The sequence below is a fragment of the Bartonella bennetti genome (assembly GCF_045945445.1).
Taxonomy (GTDB): Bacteria; Pseudomonadota; Alphaproteobacteria; order Rhizobiales; family Rhizobiaceae; genus Bartonella.
In genome coordinates this window covers 441,848-461,632 of record NZ_CP174576.1, presented here as the reverse complement: position 1 = coordinate 461,632, position 19,785 = coordinate 441,848, and the positions used below count along the sequence as shown (strand labels likewise).

26 protein-coding genes are annotated in these 19,785 nt (G+C 38.5%); 5 read left to right on the top strand and 21 right to left on the bottom strand.

The genetic code is table 11. The features are described 5' to 3' along the window. Positions 1–6: 6 nt before the first annotated feature. The 19 genes from rpsN to rpsL all read right to left on the bottom strand — a co-directional run bounded on the left by rpsN (position 7) and on the right by rpsL (position 11,181). Entirely contained in the window at positions 7–312 is a 306-nt protein-coding gene (gene rpsN, locus ACJTDF_RS02095) for a 30S ribosomal protein S14 (RefSeq protein ID WP_078680086.1), read from the bottom strand. 24 nt (positions 313–336) lie between these two features. Continuing rightward, positions 337–894, bottom strand: coding sequence for a 50S ribosomal protein L5 (rplE, locus tag ACJTDF_RS02090; protein ID WP_407965932.1), 558 nt, complete (start codon positions 892–894; stop codon positions 337–339). Continuing rightward, the gene (gene rplX, locus ACJTDF_RS02085) at positions 887–1,201 is read right to left on the bottom strand and encodes a 50S ribosomal protein L24 (protein WP_407965931.1); all 315 of its coding nucleotides are present in this window, start codon (positions 1,199–1,201) and stop codon (positions 887–889) included. Before rplX ends, rplE begins: the two co-directional genes overlap by 8 nt. A gap of 12 nt (positions 1,202–1,213) precedes the next feature. Further along, positions 1,214–1,582, bottom strand: coding sequence for a 50S ribosomal protein L14 (gene rplN / locus ACJTDF_RS02080; protein ID WP_013545242.1), 369 nt, complete (start codon positions 1,580–1,582; stop codon positions 1,214–1,216). Positions 1,583–1,729: 147 nt separating this feature from the next. Next, positions 1,730–1,969 carry a 30S ribosomal protein S17 gene (gene rpsQ / locus ACJTDF_RS02075; RefSeq protein WP_078680083.1) on the bottom strand — a complete coding sequence of 80 codons (240 nt, stop codon included), beginning with the start codon at positions 1,967–1,969 and terminating at the stop codon, positions 1,730–1,732. Between the two features lie 12 nt (positions 1,970–1,981). Then, positions 1,982–2,182 carry a 50S ribosomal protein L29 gene (rpmC, locus tag ACJTDF_RS02070; RefSeq protein WP_407965930.1) on the bottom strand — a complete coding sequence of 67 codons (201 nt, stop codon included), beginning with the start codon at positions 2,180–2,182 and terminating at the stop codon, positions 1,982–1,984. A 12-nt stretch (positions 2,183–2,194) separates the two neighbouring features. Then, complete coding sequence (gene rplP, locus ACJTDF_RS02065) at positions 2,195–2,608, bottom strand: 50S ribosomal protein L16 (protein WP_407965929.1); 414 nt, start codon at positions 2,606–2,608, stop codon at positions 2,195–2,197. A 38-nt stretch (positions 2,609–2,646) separates the two neighbouring features. Continuing rightward, positions 2,647–3,357, bottom strand: a complete 711-nt coding sequence (gene rpsC / locus ACJTDF_RS02060) for a 30S ribosomal protein S3 (protein ID WP_407965928.1) — start codon at positions 3,355–3,357, stop codon at positions 2,647–2,649. Beyond that, positions 3,357–3,746 (bottom strand): 50S ribosomal protein L22, encoded by a 390-nt coding sequence (rplV, locus tag ACJTDF_RS02055; RefSeq protein ID WP_407965927.1) that lies wholly within the window; start codon positions 3,744–3,746, stop codon positions 3,357–3,359. The genes rpsC and rplV overlap by 1 nt, the downstream gene beginning before the upstream one ends. A gap of 2 nt (positions 3,747–3,748) precedes the next feature. Further along, positions 3,749–4,027 carry a 30S ribosomal protein S19 gene (gene rpsS, locus ACJTDF_RS02050; protein WP_035006078.1) on the bottom strand — a complete coding sequence of 93 codons (279 nt, stop codon included), beginning with the start codon at positions 4,025–4,027 and terminating at the stop codon, positions 3,749–3,751. Positions 4,028–4,042: 15 nt separating this feature from the next. Next, the gene (gene rplB / locus ACJTDF_RS02045; protein ID WP_407965926.1) at positions 4,043–4,876 is read right to left on the bottom strand and encodes a 50S ribosomal protein L2; all 834 of its coding nucleotides are present in this window, start codon (positions 4,874–4,876) and stop codon (positions 4,043–4,045) included. Positions 4,877–4,896: 20 nt separating this feature from the next. After that, positions 4,897–5,190 carry a 50S ribosomal protein L23 gene (locus ACJTDF_RS02040; protein ID WP_407965925.1) on the bottom strand — a complete coding sequence of 98 codons (294 nt, stop codon included), beginning with the start codon at positions 5,188–5,190 and terminating at the stop codon, positions 4,897–4,899. Beyond that, positions 5,187–5,807: a 50S ribosomal protein L4 gene (rplD, locus tag ACJTDF_RS02035; RefSeq protein WP_407965924.1), complete on the bottom strand. Its 621-nt coding sequence runs from the start codon at positions 5,805–5,807 to the stop codon at positions 5,187–5,189. The genes ACJTDF_RS02040 and rplD overlap by 4 nt, the downstream gene beginning before the upstream one ends. Further along, positions 5,807–6,547 (bottom strand): 50S ribosomal protein L3, encoded by a 741-nt coding sequence (gene rplC, locus ACJTDF_RS02030; RefSeq protein WP_407965923.1) that lies wholly within the window; start codon positions 6,545–6,547, stop codon positions 5,807–5,809. Before rplC ends, rplD begins: the two co-directional genes overlap by 1 nt. A 27-nt stretch (positions 6,548–6,574) precedes the next feature. Further along, a complete protein-coding gene (rpsJ, locus tag ACJTDF_RS02025; RefSeq protein WP_007477064.1) occupies positions 6,575–6,883 on the bottom strand; it encodes a 30S ribosomal protein S10 in 309 nt (102 codons plus the stop codon). 66 nt (positions 6,884–6,949) lie between these two features. Next, positions 6,950–8,125: an elongation factor Tu gene (gene tuf, locus ACJTDF_RS02020; protein WP_249676279.1), complete on the bottom strand. Its 1,176-nt coding sequence runs from the start codon at positions 8,123–8,125 to the stop codon at positions 6,950–6,952. A gap of 75 nt (positions 8,126–8,200) precedes the next feature. Next, complete coding sequence (gene fusA, locus ACJTDF_RS02015) at positions 8,201–10,285, bottom strand: elongation factor G (RefSeq protein ID WP_407965922.1); 2,085 nt, start codon at positions 10,283–10,285, stop codon at positions 8,201–8,203. A 33-nt stretch (positions 10,286–10,318) separates the two neighbouring features. After that, a complete protein-coding gene (rpsG, locus tag ACJTDF_RS02010) occupies positions 10,319–10,789 on the bottom strand; it encodes a 30S ribosomal protein S7 (RefSeq protein WP_407965921.1) in 471 nt (156 codons plus the stop codon). A 20-nt stretch (positions 10,790–10,809) separates the two neighbouring features. Further along, entirely contained in the window at positions 10,810–11,181 is a 372-nt protein-coding gene (gene rpsL / locus ACJTDF_RS02005) for a 30S ribosomal protein S12 (protein ID WP_035006089.1), read from the bottom strand. 467 nt (positions 11,182–11,648) lie between these two features. Between rpsL and xth the strand changes: the two genes are divergently transcribed. The 5 genes from xth (at position 11,649) to ACJTDF_RS01980 (ending at position 15,826) form a co-directional block, all read left to right on the top strand. Continuing rightward, positions 11,649–12,431, top strand: a complete 783-nt coding sequence (gene xth, locus ACJTDF_RS02000; protein ID WP_407965920.1) for an exodeoxyribonuclease III — start codon at positions 11,649–11,651, stop codon at positions 12,429–12,431. 125 nt (positions 12,432–12,556) lie between these two features. Next, entirely contained in the window at positions 12,557–13,462 is a 906-nt protein-coding gene (locus tag ACJTDF_RS01995; protein ID WP_407965919.1) for a transporter substrate-binding domain-containing protein, read from the top strand. Between the two features lie 140 nt (positions 13,463–13,602). Next, a complete protein-coding gene (locus tag ACJTDF_RS01990) occupies positions 13,603–14,355 on the top strand; it encodes an amino acid ABC transporter permease (RefSeq protein WP_407965918.1) in 753 nt (250 codons plus the stop codon). Between the two features lie 2 nt (positions 14,356–14,357). Further along, positions 14,358–15,065 carry an amino acid ABC transporter permease gene (locus ACJTDF_RS01985; protein WP_407965917.1) on the top strand — a complete coding sequence of 236 codons (708 nt, stop codon included), beginning with the start codon at positions 14,358–14,360 and terminating at the stop codon, positions 15,063–15,065. 14 nt (positions 15,066–15,079) lie between these two features. Beyond that, positions 15,080–15,826, top strand: coding sequence for an amino acid ABC transporter ATP-binding protein (locus tag ACJTDF_RS01980; protein WP_407965916.1), 747 nt, complete (start codon positions 15,080–15,082; stop codon positions 15,824–15,826). Between the two features lie 473 nt (positions 15,827–16,299). Here the strand turns inward: ACJTDF_RS01980 and ACJTDF_RS01975 are convergent, their stop codons facing one another. Continuing rightward, positions 16,300–19,023 carry a valine--tRNA ligase gene (locus ACJTDF_RS01975; protein ID WP_407965915.1) on the bottom strand — a complete coding sequence of 908 codons (2,724 nt, stop codon included), beginning with the start codon at positions 19,021–19,023 and terminating at the stop codon, positions 16,300–16,302. Positions 19,024–19,184: 161 nt separating this feature from the next. Beyond that, positions 19,185–19,730, bottom strand: coding sequence for a DUF2497 domain-containing protein (locus ACJTDF_RS01970; RefSeq protein ID WP_407965914.1), 546 nt, complete (start codon positions 19,728–19,730; stop codon positions 19,185–19,187). Positions 19,731–19,785: the final 55 nt, after the last annotated feature.

Here is a 19,785-nt window from a genome sequence, read left to right as displayed (position 1 = left end):
CTCCTCTTACCAGCTAGACTTAACAATTCCGGGAATATATCCTAAAGATCCAAGATTACGTAATGCAATCCGTGACATCTTCAACTTACGATAATAAGCACGCGGACGACCCGAAACTTCACAACGGTTACGAATACGAACTTTCGCAGAATTACGAGGCAATCCCGCCAGCTGAATAGAAGCTTTAAAGCGCTCTTCAAGCAAAATTTCCTGATTCATCACTATTGCTTTTAAACGCGCACGACGTGCAGCATAACGCTTTACCATCCTTTCACGACGTTTATTTTTTTCAACGGCACTCACTTTGGCCATAATTTCACCTCACTATATTTGCCGTTACGAACGAAATGGAAAATTAAAAGCACGCAATAACTCACGCGCTTCATCATCCGTTTTCGCTGTCGTACAAACAATAATATCCATACCCCAAATCTGATCAACTTTATCGTAGTTAATTTCTGGAAATACAATATGCTCTTTAATACCCATAGCAAAATTGCCACGACTATCAAAACTCTTTGGATTCAAACCACGAAAATCACGAATCCGTGGAAGCGCAATTGTAACAAGACGATCTAAAAACTCAAACATACGATCTTTACGTAGTGTTACTTTAGCTCCAAGCGGCATCCCTTCACGTACTTTAAAGGTTGCAATAGAATTGCGTGCGTAGGTAACAACAGCTTTTTGACCTGTTATCAATGCCAAATCTCCAGCTGCAATAGATGGTTTTTTTGAATCAGCTGTCGCCTCACCAATCCCCATATTAATCACAATCTTATCAACACGGGGGATTTGCATTTCATTTTTATAATTAAACTTTTCTTGAAGTATTTTACGAACTACTTCAAAATAATGCGTCTTCATACGCGGCTTTTGTTTTTTCTCAGCCATTAATTGTTTCTCCTGAACGCTTGGCAAAACGAACCTTATCACCATTCGCATTCAAACGGAAACCTACACGAGTAGGCTTACCATCTCTAGGATCAGAAAGCGCCAAATTAGATAAATGAATAGGAGCTTCCTTAGAAATAATCCCAGCTTCTTGTTTCTGCGTTTGACGCTGATGACGTTTAACGAGATTAAGCCCAAAAACAAGAGCATTATTTTCCTTCGGATTCACCTTGATGACTTCACCTTTACACCCTTTATCCTTACCGGACAAGACAATTACTTTATCACCTTTTCGAATCTTTTGCATAACATTCACTCCTTACAACACTTCAGGAGCAAGAGAAATGATCTTCATATGGTTTTTACCACGAAGTTCTCGGGGAACCGGTCCAAAAATACGCGTACCAATCGGTTCTTTCTTATTATCAACTAAAACAGCCGCATTTCTATCAAAACGAATTACGCTACCATCCACGCGACGAATATCTTTGGCAGTACGAACCACTACAGCTTTCATCACATCTCCTTTTTTTACACGTCCACGAGGAATAGCGTCCTTAACCGAAACAACAATGATGTCGCCAACCAAAGCATACTTCCGCTTTGAACCGCCTAACACTTTGATGCACATGACACGACGCGCACCAGAATTATCTGCAACATCGAGATTTGTTTGCATCTGAATCATGAATGGTCACCTTTTCTTAAACATCCACCTCCGGATGTGTCTTTGATACACCCGAACTCGCTCGCTAAATAATAATGAAGCTTTTGTTTCAAAATCCATCTATGGATATAAACCAAGATTACATTTAAAAACAATTCACCTAATTAACTACGCTACACTATCTTTAACAACAATCCAACGCTTATCTTTCGAGATTGGTTTAGATTCTTGAATAAAAATCCGATCTCCAATTTTGAACTGATTATTTTCATCATGCGCTTTATACTTTTTAGATTGCCGAACCGTCTTTTGGAGCAACGGATGAGAATAACGACGCTCCACCTTGACAATAACAGTTTTATCACTCTTATCACTAACAACAACACCTTGCAAAATGCGTTTAGGCATCTTTTAACTTCCTTAATCTTTATTTTCGTTCATTTTCTGACGAAGAAATGTTTTAATACGTGCAATGTCGCGACGAACTTGTTTAACACGTGCAGTCTTCTCCAACTGACCTGTCGCTTTCTGAAAACGCAGATTAAACTGCTCTTTTTTCAAGCTGGCCAATTCATCTTTCATTTGATTGAGCGTTTGCGCTCGTAATTCTGCAGCTTTCATCGCTTAACCTCTTTATTCAGCAATACGCTGTACGAAACGAGTTTTAACAGGAAGTTTTGCTGCACCTAACCTAAGTGCTTCACGCGCTACATCCTCAGGAACCCCATCAAGTTCAAACATAACACGTCCAGGTGCAACGCGTGCTGCCCAATAATCAACACTTCCCTTACCTTTACCCATACGAACCTCCGTTGGTTTAGATGTAACAGGAACATCCGGAAAAATACGAATCCATACACGACCAGAACGCTTCATATAACGTGTAATTGCACGACGCGCCGCCTCAATTTGACGAGCAGTAATACGCTCTGGCTCAATAGCTTTCAAACCGTAAGCACCGAAATTCAAGCCTGTTCCACCCTTCGAAGAACCGTGAATACGACCCTTAAATTGTTTACGGAACTTTGTGCGCTTTGGCTGCAACATTGCTCTCTACTCCAAAATTTCTAACTCAACCACAAAAATTAAACATTTTCGCGGCGACGATTCAATAAAGAATTCGAATGATCACCCTCCGTAGCACGACGCTCCGAAGCCATTGGATCATGTTCAAGAATTTCACCCTTAAAAACCCAAACTTTAACACCACAAATACCATAAGCAGTTTTAGCTTCTGCTGTACCATAATCAACATCAGCCCGCAATGTATGAAGTGGAACACGACCTTCACGGTACCATTCCATACGAGCAATTTCAGCTCCTCCAAGACGACCAGAGCAATTAATACGAATCCCCTCAGCCCCAAGACGCATAGCGGATTGAACGGCACGCTTCATTGCACGCCGAAAAGCAACACGACGTTCGAGCTGCTGAGCAATGGACTGAGCAATAATTGTAGCATCAATCTCTGGTTTACGAATTTCAACAATATTCAGCGAAGTTTCAGCATCAGTCATCTCTGAAAGTTTGCGACGCAGCTTTTCAATATCAGCACCTCTTTTACCAATTATCAGACCAGGACGCGCCGAATGAACAGTTATACGACACTTTTTATGAGGACGCTCAATAACAACCTTAGAAATGGCCGCTTGCTTTAATTCTTCAATTATATATAAGCGAATTTTTACATCTTCATGAAGAAGACGCCCATATTCACCACTATCAGCATACCACCGTGAATCCCAGGTCCGATTAATTCCAAGACGAAGTCCTATTGGATTGATCTTCTGTCCCATTATACAACTCCCCCTTTTTCTATAGCTTCACGCACAATAATAGTGAGATGAGAAAATGGGCGTTTTACTCGACTAGCCCGACCACGCCCTCGAACATGAAAACGCTTCATTACAATAGATTTACCAACATATGCTTCTGCAACGATCAAGGAATCAATATCAAGATCATGATTATTCTCTGCATTAGCAATTGCTGATTCAAGAGTACTCCTAACAGTACTAGCAATACGCTTACGTGAAAACGTCAAATCAGCTAACGCCATATCAACTTTTTTGCCACGAATCATTGCAGCAACCAAATTAAGCTTCTGCGGACTTACACGAATTGTTCGGGCGACAGCTTTCGCCTCAGTATCTTTAAGTTGGCGTGGAGCCTTAGCTTTGCCCATTCCTACTTCCTCTTCGCTTTTTTATCTGCACCATGCCCATAATAGGTTCGGGTGGGAGCGAATTCACCAAATTTGTGCCCAACCATCTCTTCAGAAACAGAAACAGGGATATGTTTATTGCCGTTGTAAACACCAAAAGTCAAACCAACAAATTGTGGCAAAATAGTAGAACGACGACTCCACATTTTAATAACCTCATTACGCCCACTAGCGCGAACTTTTTCTGCTTTCTTAAGAAGATAGCCGTCAACAAACGGACCTTTCCAAACTGAACGAACCACTTTAGACTACCTTTCCTATTTCTTACGCTGATGACGCGAACGCATAATAAACTTGTCAGTAGCTCTATTGGAGCGTGTACGCCTACCTTTCGTAGGCTTACCCCAAGGAGATACTGGGTGACGACCACCTGATGTACGACCCTCACCTCCACCATGCGGGTGATCAACTGGATTCATAGCAACACCACGAACATGCGGACGCTTACCTCGCCAGCGTGATCGACCAGCCTTACCATCACTAATATTCCCATGATCAGGATTTGAAACAGCACCAACCGTTGCAAAACAATTACCTGAAATCAAACGTTGCTCACCAGAATTAAGACGAAGAATAGCCATTCCTTCATCTCTCCCAACCAATTGCACATAAGCCCCTGCTGAACGCGCAATTTGACCGCCCTTTCCAGGCTTCATTTCAACGTTATGTACAATAGTACCAATAGGCATATTACTAAGAGGCATTGCATTGCCTAACTTAACATCAACATTTGAACCAGCAATAACAGAATCACCAACATCAAGACGCTGTGGCGCAAGAATATAACTTAATTGCCCATCTTCATAACGAATCAGCGCTATAAAAGCCGTACGATTTGGATCGTATTCCAAACGCTCAACTTTTGCAAACATATCACGCTTGATACGCTTAAAATCAACAAGCCTATAACTACGCTTATGACCACCGCCTTGAAAACGGGCAGTAATTCTACCACGATTATTGCGTCCACCTTTTGACGACAAACCTTCTGTTAGTTTTTTTATGGGCTTACCTTTATAAAGATCAGAACGATCTACGATAACGAGCTGACGCTGTCCGGGCGTAGTCGAATTAAAGTGCTTAAGTGCCATTATTCTTATCTCCGAACCTTTTATAAACCTGCTGAAAAATCAATTGATTGATCTTTAACGAGTGTTACAATTGCTTTTTTGATATCACTCTGCCGACCAACAATACCTTTGAAACGCTTCATTTTACCCTTACAGACTATTGTATTTACTGCCTTAACCTTTACATTAAAAAGTGCCTCAATAGCAGTTTTAATTTCAGGTTTTGTTGCTTTCTGAGCAACATTAAAAACAACTTGATTATACTCAGAAAGCATAGTCGACTTCTCAGTAATAACTGGACTTAAAATTATATCATAATGGCGAAGGTCCGTCATTTGAAACGCTCCTCAAGTGTCTCAACAGCTTCTTTTGACAAAACAAGCTTGCCGCGACGCAAAATATCGTAAACATTAATCCCCTGAACTGGCAAAACATCAATATTAGGAATATTAGATGCTGCACGAAAAAAATTCATATCAACTTCTTTTCCACCAATTAACAAAGCATTATTGAAACCAAGTTTAGAAAAATTCTCATTCAGCGCTTTTGTTTTTGCATCCCGAATACTAAGCTTATCAACGACAATCAAACTATCTGTTTTTAATTTGGCTGATAAAGCTAAACGTAACCCAAGAGCACGAACTTTTTTAGGAAGACTATGCGCATGACTCCGCATCACCGGACCATGCGCTTTACCACCGCCTCGGAATTGTGGCGCCCGAGCAGAAGAATGACGAGCGCGCCCAGTTCCTTTTTGTTTAAACATTTTCGCTCCTGTTCGCGATACATCAGACCGTCCCTGTGACTGATGTGTTCCTTTTTGACGACGTGCTAGCTGCCAACGAATAACACGTTGTAAAATATCCTCACGAGGAGTAAGGCCAAAAATATTTTCAGAAACTTTCAATTTACCGGCTTCTTTACCATCAAGAGTTTTTACCACAAGATCCATTATTCAATTCCCTCAGTTTCAGAAACTTCTGCCATTAAGGGAATTACTCCCATTTCTTTTTTAACAAGCTGACGAACACCAGCAGGTTTTGGCGCATTATCAGGAAGAGGCTTCTTTATAGCATCTCGCACTAAAATCCAAGACCCTTTAGAACCAGAAACAGAACCACGCACTAAAATTAAACCACGATCAACATCCGTAGAAACGACTTCGATATTTTGAGTTGTTACACGCACTCGCCCCATGTGACCAGCCATTTTTTTGCCTTTAAACACTTTTCCAGGATCTTGACATTGACCTGTTGAGCCATGAGCACGATGTGTAATCGAATTGCCATGTGAAGCACGATGCCCACCAAAATTATGCCGCTTCATAACACCAGCAAACCCTTTACCAATACTTATACCTGTTACATCAACCCTTTGACCTGGCACAAAATGTTCCACTGTAATTTCAGTACCAACATCAAGTAAATTATCAGGACTAACACGGAATTCTGCTATTTTAGCTTTTGGCTCAACTACAGCTTTAGCAAAATGCCCACGAAGAGCTTGGGACGTATTTTTGATTTTAGCAAGCCCCACACCTAATTGAACAGCAGTATAACCATTCTTTTCAACTGTACGTTGAGCAACAACCTGACATTTATCTAAACGAAGCACGGTTACTGGAACATGCTCACCAGCATCATTATAAATACGGGTCATGCCTAACTTCTGTGCTATTACACCTGAACGCATTGGGGATGTTCCTTCTGTCTTCAAACCTCAGAGCTTGATTTCAACATCTACACCAGCAGAAAGATCAAGCTTCATGAGAGCATCTACCGTCTGTGGTGTCGGATCAACAATATCAAGAAGACGTTTATGTGTACGCATTTCAAACTGCTCACGACTCTTCTTGTCAATGTGTGGACCACGATTAACCGTAAACTTCTCAATCCGCGTTGGAAGCGGAATAGGACCACGGACATTAGCACCAGTGCGCTTAGCGGTTGATACAATCTCACGCGTCGATGCATCAAGAATCCGATGATCAAATGCCTTTAAACGAATACGGATATTCTGGCCATTCATACTCTTTTTTCCCTAACATATGAAATGCCTTTAATAATCAAAGACATTTCTTAATGATTATTTCAGCTATTCAATAATTTTAGATACGATACCAGCTCCAACGGTGCGCCCCCCCTCTCGGATAGCAAAACGAAGCTTCTCTTCCATTGCAATTGGCACAATCAAAGAAACATCCATAGCAACATTATCACCTGGCATAACCATTTCCGTTCCTTCAGGGAGTGTAACTATACCGGTAACATCTGTTGTACGAAAATAAAATTGCGGGCGATAATTCGTGAAAAATGGTGTATGACGACCCCCTTCATCTTTCGTTAAAATATAGGCCTCAGCTTTAAACTTAGTATGAGGCGTAACAGAACCAGGCTTCGCAAGTACTTGACCACGCTCAATCCCCTCACGATCAACACCACGAAGCAAAGCTCCAATATTATCACCAGCCTGACCTTGATCTAAAAGCTTGCGGAACATTTCAACCCCGGTAACTGTCGTCTTAGATGTAGGACGTATACCAATAATCTCTATTTCCTCACCAACTTTAATAACACCACGTTCAACACGACCCGTAACAACCGTTCCTCGACCAGAAATAGAAAAAACATCCTCTATAGGCATCAAAAACGGCTGATCAACTGGACGCTCAGGCGTTGGTATATACTTATCAACTTCACTCATCAAAAGACGAACAGAATCTTCACCTATGCTCTTATTAGAATCCTCAAGCGCTGCTAAAGCCGAGCCTTTAACTATGGGAATATCATCGCCAGGAAAATCATATTTCGATAAAAGCTCGCGAACTTCAAGCTCCACAAGTTCTAAAAGCTCGCTATCATCAACCTGATCAACCTTATTGAGAAAAACAACAATCGCTGGAACACCAACCTGACGCGCCAACAAAATATGCTCACGCGTTTGAGGCATAGGTCCATCTGCTGCAGAAACAACTAATATGGCCCCATCCATTTGCGCCGCTCCTGTAATCATGTTCTTAACATAATCTGCATGACCAGGACAATCAACATGAGCATAGTGACGACTCTCCGTTTCATACTCAACATGCGCAGTAGATATCGTTATACCACGCGCCCGCTCTTCAGGCGCCGCATCAATTTGGTCATATGCTTTAAATTCACCAAAATACTTCGTAATCGCTGCCGTCAATGAGGTCTTCCCATGATCAACATGACCAATCGTTCCTATATTAACATGCGGCTTCGTACGTTCAAATTTGCTCTTTGCCATTTGAGCTCTCCATTTTCTGTTCAAATTATGAACTAAGTTTAAAATTAATATACGATCATAAATTACGTATATTGATTATGCATATTTCTTTTGAATCTCCTGTGCTACAGCTAAAGGAACAGGCTCATAATGATCAAATTGCATTGTATATTGAGCTCGTCCCTGACTCATCGACCGAAGTGTATTTACATACCCAAACATATTCGCCAAAGGAACCATCGCATTCACAACTGTCGCAACACCACGAGCCTCAGTACCTGAAATTTGACCTCGACGAGAATTTAAGTCACCAATCACATCACCAACATAATCCTCCGGCGTCACAACCTCCACCTTCATAATCGGCTCAAGCAGCTGAGCACCAGCTTTTTGTGCACCTTCCCGAAATGCTGCACGAGCAGCAATCTCAAAAGCTAAAACAGAAGAATCAACATCATGATAGCCACCATCAATCAAAGTAGCTTTTACACCAAGCATAGGAAACCCTGCGAGAGGACCTGATCCCATAACACTTTCAATACCTTTTTGGACACCTGGAATGTATTCTTTAGGAACAGCACCACCAACAATTTTTGACTCAAAAATGAAATCATCACCATCATGAGGCTCAAAAATAATTTTCACACGAGCAAATTGCCCAGAACCCCCAGACTGCTTCTTATGGGTATAATCAATTTCAGCAACTTTTGTTATCGATTCACGATAAGCCACTTGAGGCTGCCCGACATTCGCTTCAACTTTAAATTCACGCCGCATACGATCAACAATGATATCAAGATGAAGCTCACCCATTCCAGCAATAATCGTCTGACCAGATTCTTCATCCGTTTTAACACGAAATGAAGGATCCTCCGCAGCCAAACGATTAAGAGCAAGACCCATTTTTTCTTGATCCGCCTTTGTTTTCGGCTCAATAGCAATTTCAATAACAGGTTCCGGAAATTCCATCCGCTCCAAAATAACAGGCTTCAAAGGATCACAAAGAGTATCACCCGTTGTTGTCTCCTTAAGACCAGCAAGAGCAACAATATCACCCGCAAAAGCTTCTTCAATATCCTCACGAGAATTAGAATGCATCTGAAGCATACGCCCCAAACGCTCTTTCTTTTTTTTCACAGTATTTTCAAGAGAAATACCTTTTTGAATTTTACCAGAATAAATACGACAAAAAGTCAACGATCCAACAAACGGATCATTCATAATTTTAAAAGCAAGCATAGAAAGCGGCGCTTCATCTGAAGACTCACGAGTTACTTCAGCTTCAGTTTTAACATCAACACCACTAATAGCTGGAACATCAACCGGAGAAGGAAGATAAGAAATCACAGCATCTAAAAGAGGTTGAATACCTTTATTTTTAAAAGCCGTACCACAAAGAACTGGATGAAACTGAACTTCAATTGTCCCTTTACGAATAAGAGCAACAAGCTGCTCATTACTCGGCATAACCCCCTCCAAATAAGCCTCCGTAGCCATCTCATCAACCTCAACAGCCATCTCAATCAATTTTTCGCGATATTCTTCTGCCTTCTCCCTTAATCCATCAGGTATCTCACCCACTGTAGCCGAAGCCCCAATAGAACCATTCCATGTCAATGCCTTCATCTCGATAAGATCAACAACACCTTCAAAATCATTTTCGGCACCAATCGGTAACTGCACAACAAGCGCCTTAGCACCTAATCGCGAAGCAACCATTTCTACACTACGATAAAAATCGGCCCCAACCTTATCCATTTTATTAACAAAAACCATACGAGGCACATGATATTTCTCAGCTTGCCTCCAAACAGTTTCTGTTTGAGGCTCTACACCAGCATTCGCATCCAACAATGCTATTGCACCATCAAGAACACGCAAAGAGCGCTCAACCTCAATTGTAAAATCAACGTGACCAGGCGTATCAATGATATTAAAGCGTCGCTTTCGACCATCACGACCTTCCCAAAAAGTAGTTGTCGCAGCAGATGTAATCGTAATACCACGCTCCTGCTCCTGCTCCATCCAATCCATTGTAGAAGCACCATCATGCGTTTCACCGATCTTGTGATTCTTACCGGTATAAAATAAAATACGCTCAGTCATCGTGGTTTTACCGGCATCAATATGCGCCATAATACCAAAATTACGATAATCCTCAATTTTATATTCGCGAGCCATTCTTTTTTTGCCTTAGATCTTTTTCAAACATACCTACCAGCGATAATGAGAAAACGCACGATTAGCCTCAGCCATACGATGAACATCTTCTCGCTTTTTCACCGCAGAACCACGATTATTAGCAGCATCAACCAACTCACCAGAAAGGCGATCAATCATTGTTGTTTCATTACGCCCACGCGCTGCTGCAATCAACCAACGAATAGCTAAAGCCTGCCGACGATCAGGACGAACATCAATTGGAACTTGATAAGTAGCACCCCCAACACGACGTGAACGAACTTCAATATGTGGAGCTACATTTTCCAACGCCTGATGAAACAAAACCACAGGATCTGTCTTAACCTTATTCTCAACAGAATCAAGAGCACCATAAACAATACGTTCAGCTACTGATTTTTTACCATCAAACATAATGGCATTCATAAATTTTGTAATAACCAAATCACCAAATTTGGGATCTGGATTAATTTCACGTTTCTCTGCTCTATGGCGACGGGACATTGGCTTTGTCTCTCAAATATTTATTTCGGACGCTTTGCGCCATATTTAGAACGACGCTGTTTACGATTTTTAACACCCTGAGTGTCAAGCAAACCACGAACAATGTGATACCGAACTCCTGGCAAATCCTTTACACGACCACCACGAATCATCACAACAGAGTGCTCTTGAAGATTATGTCCCTCTCCGGGAATATAACCAATTACTTCAAATCCATTTGTCAAACGAACTTTAGCAACTTTCCGAAGAGCAGAATTTGGCTTCTTCGGTGTCGTTGTATATACACGAGTACAAACACCACGCTTTTGCGGATTTGCCTGAAGGGCAGGAACCTTATTGCGTTTAACCGGCACTACACGTGGCTTTCTAATCAACTGATTTACGGTAGGCATGCAACCTTCCTTTTTAACAATCTGCGTTCGTCGTTCCCATTTGGGCTTTCTCTATATTTACTCCAATAATATTCAGAATAAATATATGTTCATAATACAAAATCGGGCATGACTGTACAAACAGCTTACCCGACTACCAGCATAGGAGGCCACAACCTCTTGCATTAGCATTTGTTTTTAGATCTTACAAACTTCTATTAAGATGGATATAAATCACCTTAATTCTCAATGCGCTTTCGTACTGATCATAGTAGCTTTTAATAGCGAGAACATATACATTCGTCAAGTACCAAACATCAGAAAAGTTTGTAAAAGTAAAAATTCAAAAAAGCTAATACATAAAATAATAAACCCATACAATAAAAATGGCTCCAATATTAAAAATGGCTCCAATACATTGGGGGTAATTGCATAATATCTAATAGAACAACTTGCTAATTACAGATCTGATACTTAAAATTAATAGCATGAAAATAGCAACATGGAATATAGCCGGTATAAAAGCGAGACATGAAACATTATGTAAATGGCTACAACAGAATCAACCTGATGTAGTTTGCTTACAAGAAATTAAAAGTATTGATGAGAATTTTCCGCGTAATACAATTGAAGATTTAGGCTATCATGTAGAAACGCATGGACAAAAAAGCTTTAATGGCGTTGCAATTCTTTCTAAAAAAATACCTGATGAAATTACTCGTCGATTACCAGGTGATCATAATGATAAGCAAGCACGTTATATTGAAGCTGTTTATTCAACAAATAAAGGAAGCATTCGTGTTGCTTCCCTCTATCTTCCAAATGGCAATCCCATCAATAGTGAGAAATACTTTTATAAAATAGAATGGATGAAAAGATTGTACACACATGCAAAATCATTACTTGCATATGAAGAACCTTTAATCCTTGCCGGTGATTATAATGTTATTCCGACCTCATTAGATGCAAAAAATCCGCAAGAATGGAATAATGATGCTTTATTCCTTCCACAAATAAGAGAAATATTTCAGTGTATTACTCATTTAGGTTTTTATGATGCTATCCGAAATGTAACAGACATCCCATCATTTAGTTTTTGGGATTTTCAAGCTAATGCATGGAAAAAAAATAACGGTATACGCATTGACCATTTATTATTATCACCAGAGGCTGCAGATCAGCTGATTTGTGCATATAGCCAAACAGAGGTAAGAGGATACCAAAAACCGTCAGACCACATTCCCGTTTGGGTCGAGCTCAACTGTGATTAATTAAGATATAATGGGATATATAAAAAAAAATCCCACCTAAAATAATAAATATGCTACATCACATACTGAAATATATCCTGAATACAGTAACAAGAATAAAGAATATTATAAAAATGGAGGAAATAATGAGAAAATCATTTTTAATATTTATTGCAGCAATTTTTATGGGGTTAACAAGCATTGCTCACGCTACAAATGATACACTTGAGAAAATTAAAAGAACAGGAGAAATCACTTTAGGTGTTCGCGAATCATCAGGTCTAGCCTATGCGCTTGGCAATGGTAAATATACAGGCTTCCATACTGAAATGGCAGAACATATCATTAATGATATCTCAAAAAAAATTGGTCAACCAATTAAAATTAATTATCTTCCCATTACATCACAAAATCGAATCCCTCTACTGAAAAATGGTACTTATGATTTTGAATGTGGATCGACAACAAATGATTCTGCTCGCAATAAAGAAGCTGCCTTTGCATACACAACCTATGTTGAAACGGTTAGAATCGCTGTAAAGAAAAATTCTGGCATTAAATCTATTGATGATTTAAATGGTAAAAAAGTCGCAACAACTACTGGCACAACAGCTGTGCAGCTCATCCGTAAAAATAAACGTCAAAAAAACATTCATTTTCAAGTTGTGAACGGTAAAGACCACGGGGAGAGTTTCTTATTACTAGAATCTGGTCGAGCTGATGCATTTGTCATGGATATATCGATTCTCTCTGCAAATATCGCTAAATCAAAAAATCCATCTGATTATGTAATTCTTGACACTACACTTTCCGTTGAACCTATCGCTTGTATGCTCCGCTTAAATGACAAAAACTTTGAACAAGTCATTAATGATAGTATCGTACGCCAAATTAATGATGAATCACTCGCGAAACTTTATAATAAATGGTTTATGGAACCAATTCCCCCTACAAATACTATCGTCAATCTTCCTCTGTCTAAAGAAACTCAATATGCTTGGGAGCACCCAAATAATAAACCACGGGAAGCTTATATAGAAAATAATCTATAAAATCATTACAAGAGAATAACCATACTCCTTACAAATTAGGTATAGTCATATTCTGAATTTTTCAATACACTTAGTCTATATCAATATAGCTGATTTATTCTCTCTATTTAGCAGCTGATTAACTTGAGGAAAATCAATTAATGGACTTTTCGTTCCTTTGCACAGATGATCTTAATCATACACTGGTAGCCGGATGTCTCGGAACTCCTGGCATAAGTCATACCTATTTGGATACACTCCTCGATGGTTTTAAAAATACGGCCATATTATCTATCTATTCATTGATACTGGCTATATTTGTGGGCGTTATTATAGGAATGATACGTACCTTGCCTAAAACTTCCATCATTAATAATTTTTTACGTGCTATTGGTACTTTTTGGGTAGAAATTATGCGTAATATTCCTTTACTTGTTCAAGTGTTTCTATGGTATTTTGTCGTGCCTAAAATTTATCCACCTGCAATAAATTTTTCACCCATTTTATTAATAATCTGTGCTTTAGGTTTTTTTACATCTGCGCGTATCGCAGAACAAGTTCGCTCTGGTATTGAATCTATTCCTTCTGGACAGCGTTATGCTGCAATGGCCATGGGATTTAATACTTATCAGAGTTATCGTTACATCATATTACCACGTGCTATTCGCACAATCATGCCACCACTCACTTCAGAAGCAATGGGCATTGTAAAAAATTCATCTATAGCGTTCGCTGTTTCTATTAATGAACTAATGCAATTTCAATATCAAACAATTGAAGAAGTAAGTCATGTTTATGAAAACTATCTACTTGTTACAATCCTTTATATTATCATATCCCTTGTCATATTTGTCCTTATGACAATAATTGAGAGAATGATTAGAATTCCCTCTTTTCAAACAGAGGGATGTTAAATATGATAGTAGAATTTATAAATACCTATTCTCCTTTTAATTTCTCAGAATTTGATTTTTCGTTTTTTACTTTCGATATATTCTATTCTTATATTTTATCAGGCTTGCTTTTTAGCGTTTTTCTAACGATTTTCACAACCGTATTTGGTCTCATCTTTGGCATATTATTGGCAATGATGCGTCTTTCTTCCTTTAAACTGCTTTCTACAATTGCTACAATTTACATTACTGCCATGCGATCAATACCGCTTGTAATGGTTATTTTATGGTTTTTTGTTCTTTTGCCTTTTATAATAGGTACATCAATCGGTGCCAATAAATCAGCATTAATTACTTTTACCGCATTTGAAGCTGCTTATTTTGCTGAAATTATGCGCGCTGGTATACTTTCAATTTCGCAAGGACAAAAACATGCAGGTCAAGCTCTCGGAATGACATATTGGCAAAATATGAGCATTGTGATTCTTCCCCAAGCCTTCAGAAATATGCTACCAGTCTTTTTAACACAAATCATTATCCTGTTTCAGGACACAACACTTGTCTATGCAATCAGTGGCAATAGCCTTTTGAATGGATTTGATATTGTTTCTAACAATTTCGGTGTAAAACAAGAAGCTTATGTTTTAGCAGCAATTTTCTATTTTGTGATCTGTTTTACATTATCGCAAATAGTTTCATTCTTGCAGAAAAAAATATCCATTATTCGCTAACAGGGGAGAAAATAATGTCTACTCATATGATCGAAATAAAAAATGTTTCTAACTGGTATGGCGAAGTTAACATTCTTAAAAACTGTACAACCAATATCGATAAAGGAGAAGTAGTTGTAGTTTGTGGACCGTCAGGATCAGGTAAATCAACCCTCATAAAAACCATTAATGCTCTAGTACCTTTTCAAAAAGGTGAAATTTGGATTAATGGTATACCAGTTCATTCAAAAAAAACCAATTTATCCAAATTGCGTAGCCACGTAGGAATGGTATTTCAACACTTTGAGCTTTTCCCACATTTATCCGTAACGGAAAATTTAACTATTGCACAAATTAAAGTTTTAAAACGCAGTAAAAAAGAAGCGCTTGAGCGTGGCTTATTATATCTTGAACGCGTTGGACTCACCGAACACAAAGATAAATACCCTGGTCAACTTTCCGGAGGGCAACAGCAACGGGTTGCTATTGCACGCTCTTTAACTATGGACCCACTTGTCATGCTCTTTGATGAACCAACTTCTGCTTTAGATCCAGAAATGGTAGGCGAAGTATTAGATGTCATGATAGGCTTAGCAGAAGAAGGCATGACAATGATTTGTGTTACTCACGAAATGAACTTCGCTCAAAAAGTATCAAAGCGTATAATTTTTATGGATCAAGGAATGATACTCGAAGACTGTTCGTCTGAAGACTTTTTTTCCAACCCACAAGCTAGAATGCCAAGAACTCAAGAATTTTTATCGAAAATCCTTCATTATTAATCATTACATTGTAATTCAGATTATATATAACCTAAATTTTAATTGCATGTCCTTAAGAATTGTTGTTTTTCAATAAAATCAACAATTCTTAATGCTGTTGTGTATTATATTTAATTTTACCTAAAAGTAAAAAAGTGAATTCTTAAATAGAAAAGATCAATATCGATTTTACGCATTGATTATTTAATAAATCTCAATCAATATTATTCTATACGGTTTCTTTCCTCAAATATTATATTTCCCAAAATAGTCTGAGTAAAAAACTTCTTTTTTCAATTACATATCGAAATTACCATACTTCTTATATAAAATTTTCTTTTCCTATTAATTTTTGCCTAAACAGTATCTAGATATTTACTAATTTATGAAGCCTCACTTAATCATAAATTGAGCAACCGACGTACATGCATAAATCACCCAAAATACCATCTCAAATATTTTTTTAACCTTCAAAAATAAATATAAAATCTGAATTAAATCAGCCGTTCTAAAGCAACAGATACTTTCTTTTTTGCATCATATAGCTCTGTAATTCTTTTACGTTCAATCTCAATAATTTCCTGTTTTGCATTTGCTATAAATTTTGGATTATTTAATTTAATTAATATCTTCTCAATATCTCGTTCAATTTTATCCATATCCTTTTTCAAACGAGCGCGTTCAGCATCTAAATTAATCAACTGTCCCAATGGTAAACAAAAAGTTGCCTCTCCTAAAATTATTTGGGCTGACATGGCAGGAGACTGATCAGAAAAATGAATCTCTCCAATACGTGCTAATCTTTTAAGAATAGTCTCATAACGGTGTACACGCTCTTGAATTACTTGCCCTCCTTCTAAAATTACGAGAGGTGCCAGTGCACTTACTGGAACATTCATTTCAGCACGCACAGAACGAATACCACTAACTACATCAATAATCCAACTAATATCATTTGCAGCTTCTTCATCTTTAAATGTTACTTGTGGCCATTGCATTAATGCTAACATATTCTCACGCTTCATATCTTGCATTGCCGTAAGAGACCATAACTCCTCTGTTACATGAGGCATAAAAGGATGGAGAAGTTTATAAACTTCATCAAGGACCCAAGCTGTACATGCTTGTGCTTCCTTTTTAGAATCTTCATTTGAACCTTGAAATACAGGTTTAAGAAGTTCAAGATACCAATCGCATAATGCATTCCAAATGAAACGATAAAGTGCGTGAGCAGCATCATTAAATTTATAGTTTTCAATACCCTTAGTAACTACCGAAACAGTTTTGGATAATTCTGTTAAAATCCAACGGTTAATCGTAAGTTTCGTTTTTTCTGGTTTGAAAGATAAATCATGCCTAACACCATTCATTTCAGCAAATCGAGTGGCATTCCACAATTTCGTAACAAAATTACGATAGCCTGCAACACGTGAGGGATCAAGCTTTACATCACGACCTTGCGCCGCCATAATAGCTAAAGTAAAGCGTAGCGCATCTGCACCATATTGATCAATGAGTTCTAACGGATCAACAATATTTCCTTTGGATTTTGACATCTTTGCGCCATACTGATCCCGCACGAGAGCATGTACATAAACAGTTGGGAAAGGTACTTCTCCCATAAAGTGCATACCCATCATCATCATACGAGCAACCCAGAAAAAGATAATATCAAATCCAGTAACCGATAAAGATGTTGGATAAAAAGTTGTTAACTCAATTGTTTTATCAGGCCAACCTAACGTTGAGAAAGGCCAAAGAGCAGATGAAAACCAAGTATCTAAAACATCCTGGTCACGTGTTAATTGAACTGTTTTACCGTAATAAGACGAAGCAGAATCTAAAGCCTCTCTTTCATTTTTTTCAACAAAAATCATACCATCAGGACCATACCAAGCAGGTATCTGATGTCCCCACCATAATTGACGAGAAATACACCAAGGCTGAATATTCTGCATCCAATTAAAATAAGTTTTTTCCCAACTAGCTGGAATAAATTTCGTTTTCCCTTGGCGAACAGCTTCTATCGCTGGCTTTGCTAATTCCGCAGCATTGACATACCACTGATCTGTTAAAAGTGGTTCAATGGGTACTCCACTGCGATCACCGTGAGGAACAACATGAGGGTGATCATTAAAAGTTACACAATAGCCTCTTTCTTCCATCAAAGAAACAATTCGATTTCGTGCAACAAAACGATCAACTTTATCTAAATGCTCCACCAACGCCTTCAATTCATCAGATAAGACTAAACCATCAAAAAATGCCTCATTATCACGCAAAAAAATCTCAGCCTTTTGCGTCAAAATATTAATTAAGCCTAAATTGTGCCGCTGTCCTACTTCAAAATCATTAAAATCATGCGCTGGTGTGATTTTTACAGCCCCACTCCCCTCATCAGGATTGGCATAAGAATCACCAACAATTAACAATTTGCGACCAACAAGTGGTAAGATAGCATTTTTTCCTATGAGACCTTTATAACGATCATCTTCAGAATTAACCGCAACACCCGTATCTCCTAGCATTGTTTCAGGGCGTGTTGTTGCAACTGTTATAAAAGTTGTAGAATCATTCGGATCAAAAACTTTTCCCTCAAGTGGATACCTAAAATACCACAAATAACCTTTGACTTCTTTCAGTTCAACTTCAAGATCCGAAATAGCCGTCAACAATTTTGGATCCCAATTGACTAAACGCTTGTCCTTATATATCAACCCTTGCTTGTAAAGCGTAACAAAAACTTCACGAACAGCCTGAGATAAACCCTCATCCATTGTGAATCGCTCACGTGACCAATCGCACGAAACGCCAAGACGTTTGAGTTGATTAGTAATAATTCCTCCGGCTTCATGACGCCATTTCCAAACGCGTTCAATAAATTTTTCTCTTCCCATTTCTTGACGCGCTGGCTCTTGACATTCTGCAAGTTGGCGCTCAACAACCATTTGCGTTGCAATCCCTGCATGATCCATACCCGGTTGCCACAGCACATTTTTGCCTTGCATCCGTTGAAAACGCACTATAATATCCTGAATTGTCGTATTTAATGCATGCCCCATATGAAGTGAGCCTGTGACATTCGGCGGTGGCAACATAACGCAAAAAGATTCTGCGTCTGGCTCTAAATCGACCTTTGTTTTAAAAGCTCCACACTTTTCCCATTCTTTTGCAATTCGTGGCTCCACAGAAGCAGCATTGTAGTTTTTTTCTAGCATCTTATCCACTTAATTCATAATACCGCTGAAAAAACAATTTATGGTCAAAAAACTAGCTACACCACATGCAAAACACTATTTATCTAAATAGCTTTATAAAACCATGTTCGAACTCTAACAACCAAATTAAATAGCAGATTATATAACGAATTTAAAAGCTCTTAAGATAAATTCTTAACAGTTTTGACAATTTCTTCACGTAGGATTTTTTCAAGTAAAATAGGCAATTGACATTGCAACCACTCCGCTATAGCAGGACGCAATACATCTCTTGCAACCTTTTCAGCAGAGGAAACAACATACGCAGATAATTCTACACAATCAGAAGATGGATTTCTTTTCTGTGATACAAATGTCTCATCATATTGTTTTACTTTATGAACAGAATCTTGTTCTTCAGAAGAAAGACTCATCCCTTGCATATCCATCTTATTTTCCAATTTTGTATCATTTTTTAAAGAAGAAACTCTATCTTCGGCAGAAAAACCAATACGATCAGCTAAAGCCTTCATCGCATCATCAACAGATAAAGTCGCATCATAAACACCTTCTGACGGTGTTACTGAACTCTTTGCAGAAGCATTTGCTGCAATAGATTCACTTGAGAAATTATCAGACTGAACTGAATTTTCTTCAATTATTTCACGGATAGATGTCAAAATCTCATCCATACTTGGCTCATGTAACGCATTTGAACTCTGTACCATACTTTAAAACCTCTCGAAACGCAAAAACAAACTAAACTACCATCTACTGTAGCAA

What these genes read in the sequence shown, in the direction of transcription:
- rpsN (WP_078680086.1), bottom strand. Translation starts at nt 312, where the DNA reads ATGGCCAAAGTGAGTGCCGTTGAAAAAAATAAACGTCGTGAAAGGATG.
- rplE (WP_407965932.1), bottom strand. Translation starts at nt 894, where the DNA reads ATGGCTGAGAAAAAACAAAAGCCGCGTATGAAGACGCATTATTTTGAA.
- rplX (WP_407965931.1), bottom strand. Translation starts at nt 1,201, where the DNA reads ATGCAAAAGATTCGAAAAGGTGATAAAGTAATTGTCTTGTCCGGTAAG.
- rplN (WP_013545242.1), bottom strand. Translation starts at nt 1,582, where the DNA reads ATGATTCAGATGCAAACAAATCTCGATGTTGCAGATAATTCTGGTGCG.
- rpsQ (WP_078680083.1), bottom strand. Translation starts at nt 1,969, where the DNA reads ATGCCTAAACGCATTTTGCAAGGTGTTGTTGTTAGTGATAAGAGTGAT.
- rpmC (WP_407965930.1), bottom strand. Translation starts at nt 2,182, where the DNA reads ATGAAAGCTGCAGAATTACGAGCGCAAACGCTCAATCAAATGAAAGAT.
- rplP (WP_407965929.1), bottom strand. Translation starts at nt 2,608, where the DNA reads ATGTTGCAGCCAAAGCGCACAAAGTTCCGTAAACAATTTAAGGGTCGT.
- rpsC (WP_407965928.1), bottom strand. Translation starts at nt 3,357, where the DNA reads ATGGGACAGAAGATCAATCCAATAGGACTTCGTCTTGGAATTAATCGG.
- rplV (WP_407965927.1), bottom strand. Translation starts at nt 3,746, where the DNA reads ATGGGCAAAGCTAAGGCTCCACGCCAACTTAAAGATACTGAGGCGAAA.
- rplB (WP_407965926.1), bottom strand. Translation starts at nt 4,876, where the DNA reads ATGGCACTTAAGCACTTTAATTCGACTACGCCCGGACAGCGTCAGCTC.
- ACJTDF_RS02040 (WP_407965925.1), bottom strand. Translation starts at nt 5,190, where the DNA reads ATGACGGACCTTCGCCATTATGATATAATTTTAAGTCCAGTTATTACT.
- rplD (WP_407965924.1), bottom strand. Translation starts at nt 5,807, where the DNA reads ATGGATCTTGTGGTAAAAACTCTTGATGGTAAAGAAGCCGGTAAATTG.
- rplC (WP_407965923.1), bottom strand. Translation starts at nt 6,547, where the DNA reads ATGCGTTCAGGTGTAATAGCACAGAAGTTAGGCATGACCCGTATTTAT.
- rpsJ (WP_007477064.1), bottom strand. Translation starts at nt 6,883, where the DNA reads ATGAATGGCCAGAATATCCGTATTCGTTTAAAGGCATTTGATCATCGG.
- tuf (WP_249676279.1), bottom strand. Translation starts at nt 8,125, where the DNA reads ATGGCAAAGAGCAAATTTGAACGTACGAAGCCGCATGTTAATATAGGA.
- fusA (WP_407965922.1), bottom strand. Translation starts at nt 10,285, where the DNA reads ATGGCTCGCGAATATAAAATTGAGGATTATCGTAATTTTGGTATTATG.
- rpsG (WP_407965921.1), bottom strand. Translation starts at nt 10,789, where the DNA reads ATGTCCCGTCGCCATAGAGCAGAGAAACGTGAAATTAATCCAGATCCC.
- rpsL (WP_035006089.1), bottom strand. Translation starts at nt 11,181, where the DNA reads ATGCCTACCGTAAATCAGTTGATTAGAAAGCCACGTGTAGTGCCGGTT.
- xth (WP_407965920.1), top strand. Translation starts at nt 11,649, where the DNA reads ATGAAAATAGCAACATGGAATATAGCCGGTATAAAAGCGAGACATGAA.
- ACJTDF_RS01995 (WP_407965919.1), top strand. Translation starts at nt 12,557, where the DNA reads ATGAGAAAATCATTTTTAATATTTATTGCAGCAATTTTTATGGGGTTA.
- ACJTDF_RS01990 (WP_407965918.1), top strand. Translation starts at nt 13,603, where the DNA reads ATGGACTTTTCGTTCCTTTGCACAGATGATCTTAATCATACACTGGTA.
- ACJTDF_RS01985 (WP_407965917.1), top strand. Translation starts at nt 14,358, where the DNA reads ATGATAGTAGAATTTATAAATACCTATTCTCCTTTTAATTTCTCAGAA.
- ACJTDF_RS01980 (WP_407965916.1), top strand. Translation starts at nt 15,080, where the DNA reads ATGTCTACTCATATGATCGAAATAAAAAATGTTTCTAACTGGTATGGC.
- ACJTDF_RS01975 (WP_407965915.1), bottom strand. Translation starts at nt 19,023, where the DNA reads ATGCTAGAAAAAAACTACAATGCTGCTTCTGTGGAGCCACGAATTGCA.
- ACJTDF_RS01970 (WP_407965914.1), bottom strand. Translation starts at nt 19,730, where the DNA reads ATGGTACAGAGTTCAAATGCGTTACATGAGCCAAGTATGGATGAGATT.